This window comes from Microbulbifer guangxiensis, assembly GCF_021729075.1.
GTDB classification, from domain to species: domain Bacteria; phylum Pseudomonadota; class Gammaproteobacteria; order Pseudomonadales; family Cellvibrionaceae; genus Microbulbifer; species Microbulbifer guangxiensis.
Genome location: NZ_JAJSAQ010000006.1, coordinates 206,791 through 227,886 on the forward strand (window position 1 = coordinate 206,791; position 21,096 = coordinate 227,886).

Annotated in this window: 10 protein-coding genes; all 10 read right to left on the minus strand. The window is 49.1% G+C overall.

The features are described from left to right. Window positions 1-20: 20 nt before the first annotated feature. The 10 genes from LVD12_RS14095 to LVD12_RS16295 all read right to left on the minus strand — a co-directional run bounded on the left by LVD12_RS14095 (window position 21) and on the right by LVD12_RS16295 (window position 21,085). Complete coding sequence (locus LVD12_RS14095; protein WP_237068369.1) at window positions 21-5,465, minus strand: PDDEXK-like endonuclease domain-containing protein; 5,445 nt, start codon at window positions 5,463-5,465, stop codon at window positions 21-23. A 367-nt stretch (window positions 5,466-5,832) separates the two neighbouring features. Then, entirely contained in the window at window positions 5,833-9,285 is a 3,453-nt protein-coding gene (locus LVD12_RS14100) for a TM0106 family RecB-like putative nuclease (RefSeq protein WP_237068370.1), read from the minus strand. Between the two features lie 143 nt (window positions 9,286-9,428). Then, the gene (locus LVD12_RS14105) at window positions 9,429-11,678 is read right to left on the minus strand and encodes a VIT and vWA domain-containing protein (RefSeq protein ID WP_237068371.1); all 2,250 of its coding nucleotides are present in this window, start codon (window positions 11,676-11,678) and stop codon (window positions 9,429-9,431) included. Continuing rightward, on the minus strand, window positions 11,675-12,085 hold the full coding sequence (locus LVD12_RS14110; RefSeq protein WP_237068372.1) for a MerR family transcriptional regulator: 411 nt from the start codon (window positions 12,083-12,085) through the stop codon (window positions 11,675-11,677). The genes LVD12_RS14105 and LVD12_RS14110 overlap by 4 nt, the downstream gene beginning before the upstream one ends. A gap of 617 nt (window positions 12,086-12,702) precedes the next feature. Then, entirely contained in the window at window positions 12,703-15,468 is a 2,766-nt protein-coding gene (locus LVD12_RS14115) for a UvrD-helicase domain-containing protein (RefSeq protein ID WP_237068373.1), read from the minus strand. 69 nt (window positions 15,469-15,537) lie between these two features. Then, on the minus strand, window positions 15,538-16,479 hold the full coding sequence (locus LVD12_RS14120; RefSeq protein ID WP_237068374.1) for a COG2958 family protein: 942 nt from the start codon (window positions 16,477-16,479) through the stop codon (window positions 15,538-15,540). Between the two features lie 48 nt (window positions 16,480-16,527). Further along, the gene (locus LVD12_RS16290; protein WP_237068375.1) at window positions 16,528-17,373 is read right to left on the minus strand and encodes an HNH endonuclease; all 846 of its coding nucleotides are present in this window, start codon (window positions 17,371-17,373) and stop codon (window positions 16,528-16,530) included. Further along, window positions 17,370-17,786, minus strand: coding sequence for an NUDIX domain-containing protein (locus LVD12_RS14130; protein ID WP_237068376.1), 417 nt, complete (start codon window positions 17,784-17,786; stop codon window positions 17,370-17,372). Before LVD12_RS14130 ends, LVD12_RS16290 begins: the two co-directional genes overlap by 4 nt. A gap of 735 nt (window positions 17,787-18,521) precedes the next feature. Further along, entirely contained in the window at window positions 18,522-20,879 is a 2,358-nt protein-coding gene (locus LVD12_RS14135) for a DUF3987 domain-containing protein (protein WP_237068377.1), read from the minus strand. Further along, window positions 20,876-21,085: a helix-turn-helix transcriptional regulator gene (locus LVD12_RS16295; protein WP_369413393.1), complete on the minus strand. Its 210-nt coding sequence runs from the start codon at window positions 21,083-21,085 to the stop codon at window positions 20,876-20,878. The genes LVD12_RS14135 and LVD12_RS16295 overlap by 4 nt, the downstream gene beginning before the upstream one ends. Window positions 21,086-21,096 lie beyond the last annotated feature (11 nt).

The window sequence follows — 21,096 nt, forward strand, 5'->3', positions numbered from 1 at the left end:
TACCCGGCTTTTAGTTAAGCTCAAACATAGGGAAATTTCATACTTAGGACCTCCTGCAGCTTCTCACCTAGCTCGTGTGTTAAGAGGCCAAGACCAAAGAATCTGAGTACTGCATGCATATGTTCGGGCGAGCCATATCGCAATTCATTGGAAACCAGCCCATTGGCTACACGCAGGATCTCACTTGGCGGGATCTCATCAAAATTTCTTGATCCTTTGTCCCGCACAGATACTGGTTCGGAGCCCTTTTCTCGAACGATTGTATAAAGAAGACCACCCTTACCCCATTCGTCTTCCTTCAGAACATGACCACTGTTCACAAGACGCTGAAGCGCCTTGTTCATTATCTTTCTAGCCGCAATTGATAACCGCATAGCTTCAAAATTTTGAAGATAAATCTCATATGCGCGTTTAGCCAACATCGGGCCTTCCACGCGTATAATCTCCATTAGGCCTTCCGCAACTTTCTCTACATCAACGTTTGCACTACGAGGGTCAGCGCTTAAAGAGCCTCTGTATTCTCGGTACGGATGCGTAGCTGCGGAGCCGCCCTGGTCACTAGCATCTACTACCAGCTCATCAGGATTGACATATTCCCGTGTTGACTTTGAGCTCCCACCATGCACGCTGCGTACATGTGGGGATAGATCTTCAGGGCCATTCAAAGAATTTAGAGAGTCTGACTTTTTCGTCAATTCCGCCGATTCCGCCGATTGCGCCGATTGCGCCGATTGCGCCGTTTCCGCCGTTTCCGCCGTTTCCGCCGTTTCCGCCGCTTCCGCTGTTTCCGCTGTTTCCGCCGTTTCCGCCGTTTCCGCCGTTTCTGCCGCTTCCAGAGTTTTCGAAGTTTCTGAGGTCCCCGGAGAGTCCAGAGTACCAGGGGAACCAGACGGATCTCCTATTTTACGATCTACAGGTTTACGACTCAGATTCTTGGGCTCTTTGGTCCCTGCATTCTCAACTACTCCCAGCCCACTTGCTTCTAATCGATCAGCAGGAGGCGGTGGCGTCGCAGCAGTTGAATCAAGGCCTCCAGGTCGAATGCCAAGCCTATCTAACTCATCCCAGACTACCTGCATGGCAGTTTCTGGGTCGCGATAAAAATCACCACCCCTAATGCGAACAAACTGCCAGCCAGCACGTTCAAGGTCACGCTGACGAGCCATATCTTGCTCGTAACGGTCCGGTCCATGCCATTGATCACCATCACACTCTACAGCCAACCTGCCCTGCATACCCTCAACAACTAAGTCAATTCGATAACGATGATTTGTTGGATTACCCACACAAACCTGGGTCCGAACAAAAAAACCCCTTGCTGTAATGAGCTGGTAAACAGAACGTTCAAACTCTGAATCAAAACGTTGTCCAGGCTCTGGTGTAGTCTCCCTTTTTGGCTCTAGCATATATTTAAGCAAACGATAACGCATACACTGCGTACTAAGCACATCCAATGTTGCAGTATGGAATAACCATAATTGGTCCTGAGCCCTGCTTACTGCGACATTAAATCTCTGTCGCGCCGAACTTGTTGAAAGGACACCGATTCTAGATTCCCCTGGCGCCGCTACCATACTGAGGAATATGATATTGCGCTCATCGCCCTGAAATGCGTAGGCATCACCACATATCAGTTGACGCTCCTCGATTTCCTCTGGCTCTAATTTCTCAAGCATTATCTTTTCAATTAGCTTTGCCTGCGTCTCACCTTGAAGACTGATAACACCCATGGTCTTCCCTTGGTAGCGGGGATCTGAAATACAGCCAATTATTTGCGCAACCACGGCTTCGGCTTCTGGAACATTCTGGGCATGCTGCGAGCCTCCACTACGGTAACCATCGGGAACATGGCGCAATACAAGGGGTTCTAGCCGATTTGCGGGGTATGCTCGCATAGGATCAAGCGGCGTCCCATTACTCGCATAACAAAGATCGTTAGAAAACTGGATAATTTCTGGCATACACCGGAAATGCTCTCGGAGCACGATATTTTGACTAAATCGAATTTTCGCATTCGCATATAGACTACTTTGTGGCGAGAGTGCGTGATGGTGGGGGATACCTTCTAAATAATGCTCTTGAATCCCAACAATTGCATCATCAGAAATACCGATTCCATAAGGACTAATTTGCTGATCATCGCCAACCACAACCATTTTCTTAGCTATATAGAAAAGAAATAGGCTCTCAATACCTAGCTGACTAGCCTCATCGACAATAACAAGGTCGTAACGACCTGGAGTTGGATCTGTCATTTCTGCGACTAGGTAACGAGGCATCACCCAGATTGGAATAGCATCACGGCAAGCATTCATATATTGTCTTGCTTGACTTCTCAGACGTGCCATTTTTGCTGACTTTCCGGTGCCTTTACCCATGGCTTTGACGGCTTCGCGCCAGCTCCTTAATGCCGCAGATTCTTTCGGCGTAAGACGATTGAAAAAATGCGCCCAGGCACGAAGACTAGCAACTTCTGCGATCAACTCTCCCAAACTCGACTCTATATTTTGCCGTCGCATCCAGAGTTTTTGCTGATAACCAAGATTCGATCGCTTCTCTAGCCAATTATTTGCTAATGCCCAATTCCAAGCTGAAACCCAATCGGATAGCCGATTTCTCCAATCGATGTCATCGATGCTCTTAGAAATCTCGTCGAGCAGGTAGGGTGCAAACTCCCTCAATCGGCATTCAATACTTTCCCGAATTTTCTGCTCTTCTCGGAGACGTTCAATTTTTGTAACTTGGGAATAGCAACAACTGTAAGCAGTAATATCCCTTAGCTGAACCGCCTGCAAAATTTCAGATGTCACTTCATGCGCATCATGAAGATCTACAATAGACATGAGCATCTTGGCACAGCTGTTAACCTCCTCTTTAGCAGCAGTATAGTCAGACTCTTTTTCGGCTATATCGATCAACTCTATCCATTTAGTGGCTTCACCACTTATCCAATCAGGCTCTGGGATACGATGCACTAAAGAAGCCATTCTATGTGCGGTGTCTTGACAACTTGTCGCTAGGGCAATGCAACCTGAGAGGTCAGCACACTGCTCTTCAAGATCGGCGAGCAGAAGATCTCGATTGACATTTGGCGAGAGGGGCCCCAACTGCGACCATATAGACTGAAGCTCAGTTAAAATGCTGCGCAGTCTCAGCTCATTACACAAAGACTGTAACTGCTCAATACTTTCAGCCCCACTACCCTGAACCAGGACATCAGTCTTGAGATAAAGCAGGGGCTTGAGTACAGAAGGAGTGATAAAGCCAAAACGATTCCACCCCCCCCCCTTCTTTAGATATTCGATCGCTTTCTGAGAATCTGCCTTGCATTTAACCTCATTTACGTTTGGGGGAAGAAAAATTTCAATTCCGGCAAGGCCAGCACTTAACTCGCGTGCCTCCGAGAGGAGCTCCTTTGTGCGAAGCTGCATTGCCTCCCAACGAGCAAACCTACCAGAGAACAAATCCTTAAAGACCCGTTCTAACCATTCAGGCGATGAGCGAACTAGTGAGGCACGATTTTCCTCTAAAACTCTAAGCCTCTCACGTAGCGATATTCTCTTTTCTTGAGAAAGCATACGGATCCCTAAATATGCAGGGTGAGAGCGCATGGATTTCTGCTCATCAATATTTTTCAGTGCTGTTGCTTCGGCGGCAACCATCTTGGAAAAAACTGAAGGTTCTGGAAGATCTGAAGATTCCGGTAGCCTTTTGTGCCCTTCGGAAATATCGTCTGCTTTATAGCGTGTTAAAATATCAAACCACGTTAATATTTCTTCGCCATTTATAGGGGGCTGTACACTGGCGTCAAAGGGTATCCGGAGCCAATCAAACTTATTTGATTCTCGAGAGACTCGCTCCGCGATAGCTGATGCTGTACCTTGATATTCCCCATTGGCAATTTGGTGAGGACAAGTTTCATCTTCACGCAGACTGCGGATCTCATTATCGATCTCAGCCAGTTTTCTTCGTTGGATGTCGATTTCGGCATCAATCTCTGCAATTCTTGGCGAATAGGAACCTGGCGTATATGCAGCTTGTCGGGTAGTGATTCCCTGAACTGCCGCATTCAATTCTGCAAAAGCATCACCACCCTGACCTAAGAGGCTAACGCATAGTGGCTGAATATCTTCCGGCAACTTCCCTTTTAGCACCTGCAGAGCACGTGCGGTTTCAGCAGTGATAAGAACTCGCTTGCCGGATGCCAAGAGATGGCAGATCAGATTGGCAATGGTATGGCTTTTTCCTGTCCCTGGTGGGCCTTGGACGAGCACACCACGCTGACGATCTATGGCTCTTACAATTTCTCTCTGTTCTTTGTTTGCAGGGAGTGGAAAATAGATCTCTTGACTCTTAACACCTTCAGCAACAGTCGAGTCTAAGATTTCACCATCTGGAGTACGTTGATCCTGAGGAGGATCCCCGATATCTTCAATCAGGCCAAGCCAACCTTCGGGCACGTCTTCCGGCTGATGAGAAAGATAGTCAATCATCTCGTCATAAATACGAATCATCCCCGTTTGATTACGCTTACGTAGAATCAGGGCAGGAGCAAAGCTAATCACAGGTTTTTTGGGGTGAGAAGAAAGGCAGCGCAAATCATCCGACCAAATTGCATCTGCATTTAATGCACCAGCCCAATGCTTTAATGCACCATACATCAGTGCTTTGTCCCAGATTTCGTCACCCATACTATCGAGCTGTAGCTTTACAGCATTATATTGCGAGCGATCTGGACGGATTTCTGCTTCGAGCATATCGTCTTCAATTTTTACTCGAGCTCCATCACCCGGCGGGACTAGTCTTATCACGCCTCTACTTGCTTCGAATTTCAATTCTACGCTCGCCGTTACTACATGACGGCGGATAGGGACCACTTTCGCTCCAACTTGCGCGCCCCAGTCAAGTAGCCCCAACCCAATAGCTAGCTCAAACAACTCACCCTGCTTTATAATTTGTGTATGCAATCTAAATAGACGAGCGTACAGGTCTTGTATTTTTTGTTTACGCCGATATTCGCTAGACCAAGCCTCCCATCGTGGACGATATCGATCATAGGCTGCCTGTACTTCCGGATGATCTCTTAGGGAGATTTCAACCAGCTGTGGTGACTCATCTACATCCAAATCGGCAGATCCATCGGGTATCCAAATAGTGTTTTTAAGTGCAGGAATCTCTTCACTGGCACGCCTTAGAGCATTAGGTTCAATCCAGGGAAGAATTTCTTCTGGGGGGCTGGGTGCTTCATCGAATTTTTGCTTTTTCACCTCGAGCCAGGGTTCGCCAGGATCAAAGCTGTCAAGCCAAGCAGGGCTACTACAATCCGCTTCTTGTGGCATATCACCAAACCAGATTACTTCTTCGTACTTGGTAACATCACGGACTGTTGTAGTTCGTAAACCAACAAATTCTTTAAGATATTGCGCTAGTCGCAAAGGGGCTGGGAAGGTTTGCGCCTGATTCATAACCAATTAGTCTCTAAGTCTTTAATCCGTCAGTAGGCGGATTAGAAACTGCTATTAATCCAACGAAAAGAACAGCAGATTTCAGCTTCTGGGTCAGCCCCTAGCCAATATCACATGACATAAACGGCTGAAATTAATAAATAGTCATTTTTGACCATAAATACTGGCCAAATTATGATCAGCTCGATGGTTTTTTGATTACCCGGACTTGTCAAATTTTGAGACTCGCCTCACGCTTCTACAGGCATTCAATCTACACAAGCATTGTAAATTTGTCATCGGACCAACTTGGTAGCCTAGTCGTTTTGAGGCTAACATTACGGTCCTGGGCTGACCTGATTGGGATCCCCACAACGCAATAGTGGCCTCAGTGGGTTCGCGTAATTAACTGCCACAAATTCAGACGCCTCATATCTGCCAGATTGCGAGCAGTGGCCAACCCCAGCCTTGGACTTGCGACAATAACAACCAGTGTTTCGGCTCGTGAAATCGCTACATTCAGGCGATGCTTGTCCAGTAGAAAAGCGAGGCCCCGCGATGATTCCTCCGGGTCACTGGCACACATACTGAGAAAGATCACGGGCGCCTCCTGCCCCTGAAACTTGTCAACACTGCCGACCCTGGCCTCTGAGCCGAGAGCCTGCTGCAGTTTGTTGACCTGGTGGTTATACGGAGCAACAAAGAGAATATCCGCGAGGGCAAGCTCCCTAATACTGCCCTCCTTATCGTAGTAAGTACGGCCAACCAGCTCCCTGGCATTTATAGTAATTGCCGCAACCTCTTCGTCGCTAGCCTGTGTATTGCCTTCATGCTCGACCGGCAGGTAGACGACTCCCGCCTCACAATCCAGCAGACCGCCATAGTCGCTTGGCACTTCTATCACCTGTCTGGCATTGTCTGGATCCGCCTGCAGCCGCCCACCATAAAAAGCCTCGGAGACCACCTCATTGACTGCGGGATGCATGCGGTAAGTCGTACCGAGAAACACCCCGAAGCTGTCGTCAATAGTCTCTTTCTCCCCCAGCAGATAGTCGAGCACGGACAGACCTGCAAGCCCTGGGTGACTTCCCTGAATGGGCTGGCCCAGCTGCATCTGATCGCCCAGCAAGACAAGATTTTTTGCAGCGCCGCTGATGGCAACCAGATTAGCCAGGCTGACTTGTCCTGCCTCATCCACGAACAGGTAATCAAAGCAGCCTTGTAACTCTTCCCGGGCGAAGCCCCAAGCAGTGGTACCAATCACGGCCCCGGGCTGAATAACCGAATCGAGCTTGTTGTTAGTCGTTACCGAAATTTCCAGCTGTTCTAGTCGCGGATCAGTGTTCTTCGTACAGGCAAACGATGCTTCCACCCCTTGTTTGCGGCAGTACTCCGCTGTGCCGATCAACAAGTTATTGATGGCCTTGTGACTATTGGAACAAATGCCGACTGTCCTTCCCTGCCGTACCAACTCGGAGATGACATGCTTACCGGTGTAGGTCTTGCCTGCGCCCGGGGGCCCCTGAATAGTCAGATAACTGTTCTGCAGATTGGAGACCGCCTGGATGATCTGCGCCAGCGGCGAAACTGATGACTTATCATTTACGATCTGAGCGCCGGACGTATGCCCGGCAATCCGTGGCATCGCCCGCGTCAGGAAATCACCAATAGCGCATTCACTCCATTCGCCGCGCTCATATGCAGCGATCTGGCGGTCCAGCGCTGATTCAATCGGGCCAGGGTTTACATATTCATCCGGTATGAGCGTGACCGTATTCGGTGGCTCTTGTGTACTGGAAATAACGATCAGTCCTGCCTGCAAATCGCTCGCCGATTTCTCATAGTTCACCCGCACGGGCTTGCCCTTTTCGCTCTCTTCCCCAGCAAGATAAAAAGTCTTGGCCGCGCCCTTGAACTCCTGACGTGGGTCGAAGCGGTACTCGTAGGCCTGCTTGCGGGCATTGGGCTTTGGCTTGAATGGTGGACGCTCAGTCCGCTCACAGAGAGCGAGACAATCGATATCATCCACCAACTCCTCGTCGGAGAGCCCGAGACGGTCAAACAGTCGCCAGAACACGGGCTTGGCCTCACGACGATGAAACTCCAGCAACCAGGCTAGGGTTTCCGTAACTACAGACTGCGGTACTACCGGTGCCACGATCGACTCGGCAGTCTCTGTGTCCAATTGGCCCTCGTCTTCGCGTTGCTGCTCTGCCTGCGCCAGCAAGCGATCTCGGCGCTGGGTGCGCTCCGTCACTTCCTCGCTTGGCTCCACCTCCAGAAGCTCGGAAGTGCCGACATACGCGATAGCGTGCGCACGTTGCTCTTCGCGCAGCCAGTCCACCAGCTCCTGGGTCGAGTCGCAGTCATCGATGTTGTAGTCGCGAATACTGTTCAGAATCTGCGAGGTCTGCCAGGTATCGCCATCGCGCCTCTGGCGCCACTGCTCGTACACCACCACTGAGTCTCCGCCTGTGCCGACCTCCGTTTGCCGCTTGCTGCGGTAAAGATGCTCGACACTTTTAATGGAATAATTGCGCTCCCCCAGAAGCAGGCCATGACGCACAATCTTGTACAGGTCAACAAAAACCTCATTGCGCAGTAGCTGATCCACCTCATGCTCACACACCCCATAGCGCCCCATCAGGCGTCGGCAGGCCGCAATTTCATAGTTGGCATAATGATAAATATGCATGCGCGGATCCCGCTGCCAACGTTCGTAGACCCAGCGTATAAAGCCCTCAAAGGCGCGCTTCTCCTGCTCGGCATCATGGGCCCAGAAGTCCCTGAAGCAGCGCACATTATGGTCATCAAAATAGGTCGCGCCCCACAGATACTCGAGCCCCCCCTCCTCCAGTGGAAAGCCTTCGATATCGAAGAACACGTCCAACGGAGACGCCGGTGGCAATAGGGCGAGACCTAGAGGCTGATTGGCCGGCGGAAAGAGGATCTCGAACTTAGGGGTCTCACAACCCTCACTGGCCCGCTGTATCCGTGCCTGAGCCTGGAGGCGCAAAAGCACTCCATCGGCAATGCCTGATACGCGGGAAAGGGAGGAATCTGCCAGCGCCGACAGAGTATATATACCTGCCGCTTGCAACTTATTGACCTGAGCCCGGGTGATATTGGCTATCCGGCTTAGATGATCCTGCTGCTCGAGAACGGACTCCGCATAGCCGACCCATCGGCCCCAACTGAAAGAGTCTGCCGGATCGGGCATTGCGTCGACACAGAAGTTTGCCTCCGCCGACAGGAATTGCGCTTTTTGTGCCTGGTAATAATGGAAGCATTCGCCAATAGGAAAGCTCTGCGGCTCACCGGAACCCGGGGCTACGGATACACACTCCGGCAAGCGTTTTTGCCAGACAGTCAACATATCGGCGTAGGCACACAGTTGAATCAGGTGAGACGGTTTCACCGTGCCGGAGAGTTTGGCGTCCCACACGGTGTAGTGATAATTCCCCAACGCAGAAGCCCCGTCGACCCGAACCAGGAAATCGGCATATCCGCGAAAAGGCCTTTTCTGCAGGGCTGCCTGGTAAATTACATCCGCACCGCCCTCCATCGCGGCCTTTGTCTGTGCCAGCTGTTCGGCAAACGTCTGGGCTTGGGAGATGACGGTGATGCGCCTTCCACTATCCATCAATGCGTGAAAACAGGCTGCTTCATGCTCCCTTCCTCGATGCTCCAGTACCGTAAACAGTGGATCTGAGCCGTCTGGTTCAATTCCACACCCCGGATTTTCGACAATCAGCCGCTCCATCCAGGCCGCAAATGGGGAGTCGATAAAGCGGCACAGATCAGAGGGCGAATAGATCAGAGTGTCATTGTCTCTATACATTCCACAGCTCCCCCAGCTAGTTCGATGACAGGAATCTTGAGGTGCATTGGGGCAAGGTCTGCACCCTCTTGCACACCGGGTCGTCATAGCCACCCCGACAAAGATGGCAATGAAGACCACGGCGATTAGATAACCCAACAGCACTAGAGCCCAAAGCCAGCCATGACCTGATCAAGCTTCTCTGAACTCAACAGAATCGGAGAGTTATCCTGCAGTGCCCGTAATCTTTCGACTGCTGTAATGGACTCCACGGTTTTTGGACGAGCCTGAATCAAGCGTATTAATATTGTCGCGAACAATTGCTCTTCGGATAATTGGCCTTTGGCTTGGCTGAACAACAGAAGCATTTCCAAGCGCAACCCGTGTCCAAGTCGCAGTGCCTCCCCGAAGTCTTGAAGAATCTCGATAACGCCCTGCTCACTGGGTTCCGCAGCCAACCTCTCAATCAGATCGTCAATTGGTAAGTTGGCGGGGTCGATCTGGAACCTTCCCTGATCTTGGCTCCGAGAATAAGAGCGAGAGAAAAGCGAACGATCTACCCCAGAAGGGGCTATCCGTTTGTGTCGTCCTGATATTTCCATCGACTGATACTCTCTCACACAGAACATTTCGAGAGCGGGCGCTATGCTGCTACGGACAGTCGACAGTCCACCCCAACCAGCTGCCCGCATCTGCGGCACTTCACGCAGCACCGGCACAGATCCCGCCTTATCCGCGGCCGCGCGACTATCGACAGCCACAACACTGGTCCAGGGTGTGAGCAGCTGATAGTCCAGTGCGATGGGCAGACCGTGCTCACGGCGGTCGATGGTGTCGAGTTTACGGGCCGCGGCGAAGCGGGCCAGCGTCGCGGGCACATTGGTAACCGCCACGTCGACCTTTGTTCCAATCGCCGCTTCGACCTCCTCAATCGTCCCGCCCTTGCCTTCGAGCGCAACCCGCACGGTTCCTTGTGGCTGTTGGTCAAACCAGTAATACAGGCTCACCGTATCGCCGTCATAGAGTGGCTGAGTCAGGGGTAGGGATTCGAGTGGAGACTGCGGCCAGTGCACTGTGATCTCGTTGGCGCGGCCGGAGCGAATCCGCTCAAAATGTCGGGTAATCCGCTCTGGCATGTCTTCATTGGGGGTCACAAATTCCGCGGAGCCACCGGTTACGGTGGAGAGACTTCTCAGCACCCCCTCGGACACCGCACTGCCGACGCCAACACAGAAAACCCGATGGGGAATGTCCCTGGCCGGCTCAACGATGGCGTCTTCAGCGTAGACTTCGCCATCTGTAATCAACAGCACATCACCCGGACCAATATCCGCGAGCGACTCGTATGCCGCCTGCAGTGCCGATGCCAACTCCGTTCCGCCCAGATCGGCCTGCAGTGAGCGCCCCAACCGCCGAATGCGGTTCTTTACCTTAGCATCCACCGCCACCTGCCCGGGAAACAACAGCTCGTAGTGGCTGCCAAACAGGATGATGTTGATGTGATCCTCGGGGTGCAGCGCCTTGCCGATATTCGACAGGGCAATGCCCGCCTGGCGAATGGAGTCGCCACCCATCGAGCCGGAGCAGTCCACGACAATGGCAAGGTTACGTGAAATCGCGGTTTTTTCGATAGGAATGGATGGTCGGTAATTCAGCATCGCCACATAACCATCACCATCGCGCGCTACCGTGGCGGCACATCGGCGGTCACTGTGCTGGCGAAAGGTCACTACCAGGTCCCGGTCCATATCTGCGGCGCCGTCTTGCAGACCGATCTGCAGGCCGGCCGCCTCCATGCGGGTGGTAATGTCGTGGGTGGGCGAGGTCACCGCGGCATCAGCAAGCAATCCTGCGACTACTATCGATAGTTGGAACTGACAGCGGTAAGTAGAATCGGCATCCAGTGTCTGATGCGGCTGCATTCCGAGCGCATTAGGATCGCCGTACTTGGGCGCAATCGTGGTGGGTAGACGCAGATCGACCCGATCATCGTTCCAGCGCAATGCTAGAGCATAGCGGTAGGTGATACGGGCATTCTCGCCAGACTGCAGGTTGCCCAGCGACAGGGAGTAGAGCCCTGCACGGAGCTGTTGCAGCAGGATGGCCGAGTCTCCGTCGGCAATGGCATCCTCATAGCGGCTCTCTGCCTCCGTACTCTCCGCCACCATTCCGGAGATCTCTCGATCGCCGATCCTGGCCTCCACGCCCATGAGCACGGCTTCCGCCGGCACTGGGAAGGTATAGGAAACCTCAATATCCGCCACTTCCCGGTTGGCATAATCCTGAGCGATGACCACCTCAGCCAACAGCCCCTGAATATCTACCGCGACCTCTACAGCCTGCAGGGGTACCGGTTTACCATCACGGGCTACAAGCCCCTGGGCATGCCCATCTATGTTTGGCCACTGATTCATTTCACGTCCTCCAGGTTTGCCACCGCGTCCATGACGTACTCCGTCAACTTCCTTATTTGCGCCGGGGAAAGTCCGGCCAGAACCGGGTTGATCCGCAACTCCACCCCATCGGCCAAGAGGATGTGGCTCCAGACTTCCACATCGCCAGGCTTGCGTTTCGGAGGGGGAGGCTCCACCCCGGCATCGCCGGCCAGCAACTCAGCAATCCGCTCGAGAGACAGACCGGCGGCCTGCCACTTACGGATCTCGAGTAGCTGCTCAAGATGTCGCTGAAGGTAATGAGCACCTCGCTTCTCACCCATGGGGCGTTCCAGTAACCCGCGCTGGATGTAGTAGCGCACTGTGCGTTTGGGCGTGTCGGTCAGAGCTGACAGCTCATCCAATGTGAATATGCGGGTCTCGTTCATGTCTTATTTATAGCACCACTTTTATAACACCACCAATGTCAGTAAAATCTGATCTCGGATTGCTGGTAGGGTACCGCCGAAGAGGGTTTCTGGAATATGAATGGAACTGTATGAAGGAGGACAAACGCGCCAAAAGGTCAACTAGCTGATCGATTCAAGCAGCAGGACGCTTAGGAGCCACCAAAACCGCTGCCCCAAACCTCATAGGGCGCTCATCAACCATAGAGAACGTTGTACCAGGTACTAGCAAAAATTGTGGATATTTCAATAGGAGCAGATTGATAACTTGGAAAGACTGAGGCCTTGCGCCTAAAGCCTCCAACATAGAAGTATCGAAGATTATCCAATGGAGCCTCGGTAAAACACCACTTTTAGCAATGCGCATGCATAGCCCTTTCTCCGCGGATCACCCAGTAATTTGACTATCCCTACTAGAAAAAACAAAAAGTCATATCAAACTCAGACACAGATTTTTGCTAAGCCAAACCGCTGATGATAAACCTGATCTACCCACCCTCGATGGGAGGACGATCTCGAAAAGTTGAGCTGGATGAGTTTTTCATGGATACATGAAAGAAAAATAAAACAGAAAAAAAAATGCGTAAGAGCATTGAGTCTCAATGGACTCGAAAGGCTTCCTTATTACTAATATTTTCGGTATATCGGCAAGATGGATACGAAGAGCAACCCAAAAAACTAGCGCCTGACGCAGCGGATCTTTGCACCAAATGAGACTTTCTACAGTCCGGGCACGGCCTCAAAGGCTCACCTGAAGCTGTCTCGAATCTTAGGCTGTTACTTGCAATCTCTACAAGATTTCCGATAAAAAGTGATGGCCTTTTCTCATTTGTTAATAAAAAAGCTCCCCTACTCGCACGAGTTAACGCAACATAAAACAGCCGCCTTTCCTCCGCAAAGGGATAATTCTCAGGATCCTTAAATACCAATTTCACAAGCTCATCATCCTCGATACGACTTGGAAAGCCATACGTGCCCTCAGATATATCGAGAAGAATACAATAGTCTGCTTCGAGACCTTTGGCGCGATGAAATGTTAAATGAGTAACAGAAATATGACTATATGTGGGAGAGTAGCCCTTGAAAGGATCACTATGATTGTAACGGAATAAAACGAGAACACTTAGCTTCTCTGCCCCTTTACCCCTCCACTTATTTTCATTTCTCATTGCAAAGCGGTTCAAACGTTCGAGAACCTGCCGGCAGCTCTCCGCCATTAGCAACCGCTGATTATCGTAACCAACAGGCACCACTCGAATTGAACTAGGAATTGCCTCTCGAGAAGATTTAACTACCTTCTTGACTTGCTCAGGGTTTTTTTGAACAAAAGCAGCTGCCGCATCGGCTATCGCCTGATTACACCTATATGTTTTTTGAAGCTTACCTATCCATCCTGATCCAAAATATTTTTCAAACTGAGTAAAAATTTTGATATCGGACCCAGCGAATCTGTAAATTGACTGCCAATCATCACCAACAGCGAACAACTTGCAACTAGCATCTTGCGATCTTAGAGCCGAAAGTAACTTTGCTCGCGATGCGGAAATATCCTGAAACTCATCAACCAAGATCAATTTATATGGACTCAAATATCGACGCTTACTAACGAACTCTATCGCATCGACAATCATAGACTCGAAATCTATCTGCCCACTAACATTTAACTTTTTTCTGTAAGCCTCCACTATTGGCCATAGAACTTCCACAAAACGTCTGGCACGCTCAGCGTCGGCCACCAACTTAGCGCGCGCCTTTAAATCACCAAGAGAGATATCACCGGAACGAACATGCTTCACACAAACTGACATTAGAGTCTGAAACTTGCCTATAATTACAGGCCCCAATTTTTTTTCGACTTCTTCAATACTTCTCATCTTATAGCTCAACCCACGAAGATTAAGCTCGGCCTTTAGCACGTCAATAAGTGAGTCACTTTCAGCCATAGCGCTAGTCGTTTCAAAATATTTCAGACCGGCCCTTTTATAGCACCCTCTTTTCAGGTTCGCATTTCTTACATAATTTTTGAAAAATTTTGGAGCATTTCCGTTTTTATCTATCGCAAGATGCTCATGCCAAGTATCGATGTCAGGATAATAAAAGTCCGGATGAAGAGTCTTAAAATCACCATTATCATCCTTAACCTGAACGGATCGCTCATATTCGAAATTAATCGAATTCATCCACAACCAATTCGCGATCTTTTGCTCCTGAAGTGAGCGGACAAATACACCAGAAAGCGTAGCTACACATCGATCATTTGCATTTGAGCTGTCAGAAATATAATCTTGGTATTCTTGAAACGAACTAAATGTAGCCACCGGTCGATCAGCCTTAGGGTATAGCGCAAGTAAATCTGCCCAGGCTGCTTGAAAAGACTGACTTTCTTTACATTTAAGCGATATTAATTCCCCGATCACTTGACGAGCGCCGTATGCGTGGCGACTCCAATTTGCCACCTGAGGAGCCCGACCTCGAACATCAGTAATGATTCTCCTGCCCAAGCTATGAAAGGTCATTACTTGGCGGTCCAATCCATCGCCCTTTATATTCAGCTCATTCTGGATTCTCTCAGAAAGTTCTTGGGCGGCTTTTTTGTTAAACGCCAAAACCAAAATTTGATCAAGTGAATATATTCCTTTCTCAATTACATAGGCTATCTTGCCTACTATTGTCGCTGTTTTTCCTGAGCCAGCGGCAGCAATTAATAAATTATTGTCATCCATCCTCACGCATGCTTCACGCTGCTCATCTGACAAACCAAAATCTGATATTTTTGCAAAGAGATTGGAGTACTGAGAAATCTCATTTTTTACAAACCGATCATTTAAACGTGCAAGAGATTCAGAATCATCTACCAAGAGAAGAGAATCAACAATGATTTTTTGCAAACGCTCACTCAGCATTTCCAGCCTAAATAGGGGGTGGCGAATTGCCATCCGAGCACCCGATGGAATTGCCTTTAATTCAGCCTCTATATCTGATCGAGCTATATAACAAGAAACACCGGATCTAATTAAAGAGAGTCTAGACCTTAATTCGAGTAAAGCACCGATTGCTAACTCAAACTCACTTGCAAGATAATCATTAACAAATTGGGTTAGGTCGTTTTTAAAATCAACTGCCAATCTACTGTCTTTCAAGTTTATTTCTTCATAACTATTTCCAGTGAAAATAATTATTGAAACCGAACGTGAAATTACGACCCTGGAAATATCTTTACAATATATCCTCTTGATACCCTTTCGCCACAAAACAATATAGCTAGGCTTACCTGGATCGATGGTGACCGAGACCTCGTTAAAAGTCCCAAACAAAAGGTCAAAAAAACCATCCCTTGGCTTATATACCCTCTTCAATCCTGTCATTATTTATTATAATCTTGATTTATTTCGACTCAGCGTACTTTTAATTGCCAACAAAAAATATTTAAGATATTAAATTCGATTCCAGTCTTTAGGCCTTATTCTTCCTGTCTGAAGATAAGTCGAAACCAGATCGATATACTCTTTAAAGTCTTCATTTTCTATCAATATTCTATTGACAGATTGCCAGTCTATTTCATCTCTAGGTCTAGCGGGCAAGATCATGTCACTTTCGCTAGGGTTCTCTGGATTGAGCAGGATAATGCCGATACCATGCAGTGCCGATAACATCCGAAGCTCTTGCTCTACACCCTGACCAGAAATTGAAGTAGCAACTAGATATCCCTCATTGGCCCAACTTGAGTTACTAACGGCCTGAAAAAATGACTTTCTTGCATTGGAGCCAGACAGTTCTTTTTTTACTTCAAAAGACCAAAGTCGGACGCTCTGCCCAGCTCCTTGTTTGACACAGCTGCGAACAATTTCATCCCACTCTTTGTCAACTGGCTGCATCGCAACGATATCAGGATGCAGCCATTGATTACCGCCCGCACCTCTACTATTTCTTGATCGTTTTTCATCAATACGCTGGCAATAGAGGCCCAGCTCTGAATTTAGATAATCAACTAATACTGGATAAAGCCTCTGCTCAGTATAAGGATTATCATCCGTAAACTGAAAGCCCCTTTCATCTGCACCATTGCCTTCTGATACTTTAACTTTTGCACCCACATCAAAATCGGGGTCGTACCAATATACACGGGGGCGGGGTTTATCCTGCCAGCAGACATGTTTGTCCGCACCAAGTATTTGAGTCTTCTGAGATCCTATCTCCGCAACCAGCTGCTTAATAAATTCTTCATCGTCTGAAAATCGCGGGTTATTTCTTTTTTTCTGGTAATCTTCGCGATACTTTTCGTAAAGCTTAAAAGCAATCTCTCTAGCGGTTAGCTTCTGTCTAGGAAACTCTCGCAATATAGAAACAACTTTCTTTGACTGGGATGATTTAGCCATTTATTTAACTTAGTTTAATAATTTTAAACTCTGACATCACAAAATTAATTACCCCAAAATTTTGGATTCTATTGAAACTATCTTTTTCTTAAGTTTTTCATTTATATCTACACCGCGAACTCCATTATGAATATTTCTATGGCAATTTGGACATATTGCCGCTACACCCTCAGGAGAATCTGGTCCACCATCAGAAACCCGATGCAAGTGATGAACCTCCAAGTAAGGATCATTAGTTTTTGTCATGAAGGGGGCGTCCTTCTCACAGCACTCGCAAACACCTTCAGCACGCATTAGCGCATAACGCTTCACAGCTTGATTTCGAACAAATAAGCGAGCTCTTACAGATTTTGACCGTACTGAGTCCGATGATCCAGATTTAGCAAGACTCCGCAGCTCTTGCAAAGATATATTTCTTGGGATAGTTATTGGTTTTTTTGTAGTATCTTCCTCACTTATAGGTAAGGTCTTTATTAACTCCAGTGGCTCAGGGGCCAGCTCAAAAATAATGGCCTCCCGGTTATAGCCTTCGCGATCTGGACGAGTAGAGAAATGATGACCGATATACGAAAACTCGCCTCTATATCGACAAAATCCTTTACGTGCTTGCTCAAAAAGTAACACATGCCTTTCCTCCTCCAGATGATTTCGGAGAGCAAGATTCCCTCTTGTAAAGGTCATATTTCCCACCTGCCCCTCTCCTGTGTATAAGAAACGTCCATCCCTGGTAAATTCATCAGCATATCCATGTTGCTCTCCTCCGGGACCAGTAAAGAGGAACATAATCGGATAGGCAGCACACTTGCACATTCCTCCCTGTCGATTGCCTCCAAATTGATCATGCAGATCTCGGCGACGGTTATATTCTTCACCAATCACATATGGAATCTTCACTGATAGTCCTCCAGATGGATCACAAACTCCTGGTCGGAAGGAGCAAGCGACAACTCATTCATTTCTTCTAGGGAACAAAAACGGATTGCTGCATGTTCATGGAGTACTGGATTGCCTCTTGTTTCCACTCCTATGAAATTTATGCGGAATGGCGAATCTCGCTCCTGGGCTGTAAACAATGTTTCACCAATGAAAGTGACTTCAAGCTCCAATTCCTCAAGGAGCTCCCGGCGAATCGCACTAGCAAAATCTTCACCTGGGTCAACCTTTCCCCCCGGGAACTCCCAGAAACCACCATGTTGCTTGCCATCTGGACGCAGGCATATCAAGTAGCGGCCCTCCTTAACAACTACTGCGGCCACAACCTCTATGATCAAATTTTCACCGGTCATAGTCTGGAATTTATTTAACATTATTATTGAGACTACCATACTGGATATTTTTCGATCCATCACAAAATTTCACAAGGTACATCACTGATATACTGATCTGGACCTTGCTAAGATTTAAAACTCATTCCGCTTTTGGTGCTCATCATCGTGGGGCACTGTAGAGGTTTTTATGTATGCGCAAGCTCTCTGGACTACCTTCCCGTAAGGCTTGGGAAAGATAGACTGAACCACGCATTTGCTTCACGACGGCCCGCTTGCTGCTTCTTATGATCTACCGCTTCGCCCTCCATACCCTGTAGCCAAGCATCTCTATAGCCTATCAATGCATCATGCCTGGCTCTTCCATTTGGCCATTGGAAAGGAAGACGCTGCTTAAGTAGCTCCAGGTCCTCTTTTAGTAGTTCTAGTCCGAAGGCGTGCAAATCATCCACGGAGGACAGCACTCTTTCTGAATCTCTGGAGTCTGTCTCACCCCTTTCCCGCACTAGGTTTGGTGGTCTCCATGCTTCGGCAGAGAGATGTTCGCAAGCTGATTCTGCGACATTTAATTTAAGCATTTCTGAAATCTCTTTAGCGTCTTGGTTCGATGGCGGATTTGGCGGAGTCGCGGAAAGTCGCATCGAGAGTAATGCTACCCAAGAATCGCACTGGCGGATCGTGGCGGATTTCCTACATTGTCGTGAACGCAATTAAGGCTCAATTACCCTTTACGGCTTGGTTTTTCTAACACTCCGCCGATTCCGCCAATTCCGCCGATCATTCCTTCCTAACGGCAGGAGAAAGCGCATAGATTTTTGGATTATTCTTCCTATTAACAGCGGCAACAGTAAGGATTCCATTTTTCACCAATACCTCGAATGACTGCCTCACTTGCCTAACACTCTTCCGCAGTCCAAGGGTTCTAGGGCTCAACCGCTGAATAGTATCGACATCAACTTCTCCTCCCTGCTGTGAAATCCAATCAATGACGTCTGTCAACCACTTCTGGTGTTTATTAGCAGCCCCGATTTGTGCAATTCTGAGTGACTGACGCAAATAAAATTGCCCCAGAACGATGGAACCTCTTATGCATGTTTCGTCAATTTTCTCCCACCCATTAAATACGGAAATCACTCCGGCAATACGCGCAACATTCTCAGCAATTTTTGCTGCAAATGGCTTTATCTGTTCAAGATCCCTCCCTGGGGCTAGCATTCGTTCTACCTCATTATAAAATTGACCCCAAATCTCGAACGCAGCGGTATTAAACTCGATTGTATCTAGCTCTAGGCCTCCGCATTCATCGACCTTGAGGGGCTGCTCAAGGAGCCCCTTTACACGCAGCTGAAACTTCTTAATTGCCGGATCTTCTGACTCGCCGCTTACCAAAATCCCAGGATCTAAAAGTCTAGTTCCAGCTAATGACCGGACTTCAGCAACTAAAAACCTTGCTAAGATTCCCTGCTCCTGGAGTAACGGGTCAGACAATGTGCCCTTGGCGACAATCGGCTGGGTCTGCAGATGAATCGAAAGGCGGCGGTTGTAGAGGGTAAAAGTTTCGCCTAATCCGCCGCGCGTCCTTACAATCGGAGCACCATCCCAGAATTTCGACAAACCAGCTATTGTCTTCGTAGCGTTTTCTTTGTTCATCGCATAACCGCCGAAGAACTGCCCACCTTCATCATTAAACATGCCCATCGATGGCCGTCCTTCATGAAAGGCTTTTTGAAGCCCTTCAAGGGTAGGCTCCTGGCAAATAATGTCTGGGGACAGCGGCTTTTTGGGCATTTTGATTTGTTTCAGGGCAGAAGCGAGCTCACTCTGGTCCTTTATTTTACTAATGGCCTTTTTTTTAAGGCTTTCATACACTTCTAGCTCGTCGGAATACTCCTGCAATCTTTCGCGATAGACTTTCTGTATTTCCTGGTGCCACTCAGTTATGGGTTTCAAAGCAACGCGGTCACAAGAACTTTTCCTGTCTCCGCTCTCCGCGACGGTAAGACAGAATAGAGATAGAGGCACTTCAGAGCCAAGGTGCTTTAAATTTGATTTCTCTTGGCATACGCTCGCGGCAACGGACAGTACGCTTTGCGCTGCGATCGCCTTCGGAGCCTGGCTTCTCTCGGCTATTGCTCTGGCTGCGTCACCCAAAAGAGGACCAAGTCCATCAAGCGGATAATCAGCAAGCGGCTCAATTTCGGGAATAGTGACAATCCCCTCAAGGGACTCACTACACTCATACCCAAAAGTTAGATTATTTTTTCTGGTGTTCTCAGGACGACAGCGGGGATGTGCCATACCAGAGGAAACGGCACTATGAAGTGTCTTCTCCACCTCTGGTTCTTTGAGCCCCGAAGAGAGTGCTGCAGACCGCATTAAGGTGACGGCATTCTCATGCTTGACTTCTCCGCCAGCGATGAGCTGCCCGATACTGAACGCTTCACGATTTAGCGTTTCATTGCGCTCGCCTGCTGAGGCCGACGCGATCTTCTCGCAGGCATCATTGATAGCCGACTCACCGTACTTCGAAACAGCCTGAGCGATAGCTTGCGCCTCCATCACCATGGCGGTGTTAGACTGCTTCCTCGTGACTGGGACAATCAGGTCGATCAACCAGCCCGGCGGAGTCGGCAGCGGCCCCTCACTCGCCACTTTCACCTGGTACCTCGCCCCGGATGGGTGGATACTCGGAGGTGCCACTATATAACCACCTTCAGCCTTTATATCAAAACAGCCCGCGATCCCAGTCCGGCCTTTGATTTGCATCCCAGGTGGACAGGCAAAATAGTAGTGACGACCTCTTCCTGTAAGGATTACAGGACACTCTGGCAGAGTACCGTTTTCAACTACTAACCGATCGAACACCTCAACATTGTCGACGTCGACAACAAAGAATTTTGCTCCCGTACGCAACCCAATGTTGTAATTAGGGTTTTGGGCCCACCACTCTGAGATTTGTTGAGTGTCAGTTGTGGCATCTTTAAAGCCGTGGCTGGTTACAGGTTTCTTGCCGCAAGGCGCTAGCGGGAAAATAGAGAAGCCACGCTGCGCGAGGTCGTGTGCAGCGTCGGCAAGATTTTCTGGCTTCTCAGCCATCCCCAAGAAAGAAGCCTGAACAATTTCCGTCCCGGTCACTTCTTCTGCCCCCCTCGCCGCTCATCAATGAAGAGGAGAATGTCCTCCACTCGCCAGGCCGCCACTTGGGGCCCCAGCTTGATTGGAGCTGGAGCCCACCCCTCAGCGACCCATCGCCACCATGTGGAGCGAGAGATCCCGAGATGGGCGGCGACCTGCTTATCGCGGAGAAAGCCGGAATCCGGCATGGAGTCTATACAAGCCATAATGCCTCCTG

Coding starts and splice junctions, on each gene's coding strand:
- LVD12_RS14100 (WP_237068370.1), bottom strand. CDS start 9,285: ATGTATAGAGACAATGACACTCTGATCTATTCGCCCTCTGATCTGTGC.
- LVD12_RS14130 (WP_237068376.1), bottom strand. CDS start 17,786: ATGTTAAATAAATTCCAGACTATGACCGGTGAAAATTTGATCATAGAG.
- LVD12_RS14095 (WP_237068369.1), bottom strand. CDS start 5,465: ATGAATCAGGCGCAAACCTTCCCAGCCCCTTTGCGACTAGCGCAATAT.
- LVD12_RS14115 (WP_237068373.1), bottom strand. CDS start 15,468: ATGACAGGATTGAAGAGGGTATATAAGCCAAGGGATGGTTTTTTTGAC.
- LVD12_RS16295 (WP_369413393.1), bottom strand. CDS start 21,085: ATGGCTTGTATAGACTCCATGCCGGATTCCGGCTTTCTCCGCGATAAG.
- LVD12_RS14110 (WP_237068372.1), bottom strand. CDS start 12,085: ATGAACGAGACCCGCATATTCACATTGGATGAGCTGTCAGCTCTGACC.
- LVD12_RS14105 (WP_237068371.1), bottom strand. CDS start 11,678: ATGAATCAGTGGCCAAACATAGATGGGCATGCCCAGGGGCTTGTAGCC.
- LVD12_RS14120 (WP_237068374.1), bottom strand. CDS start 16,479: ATGGCTAAATCATCCCAGTCAAAGAAAGTTGTTTCTATATTGCGAGAG.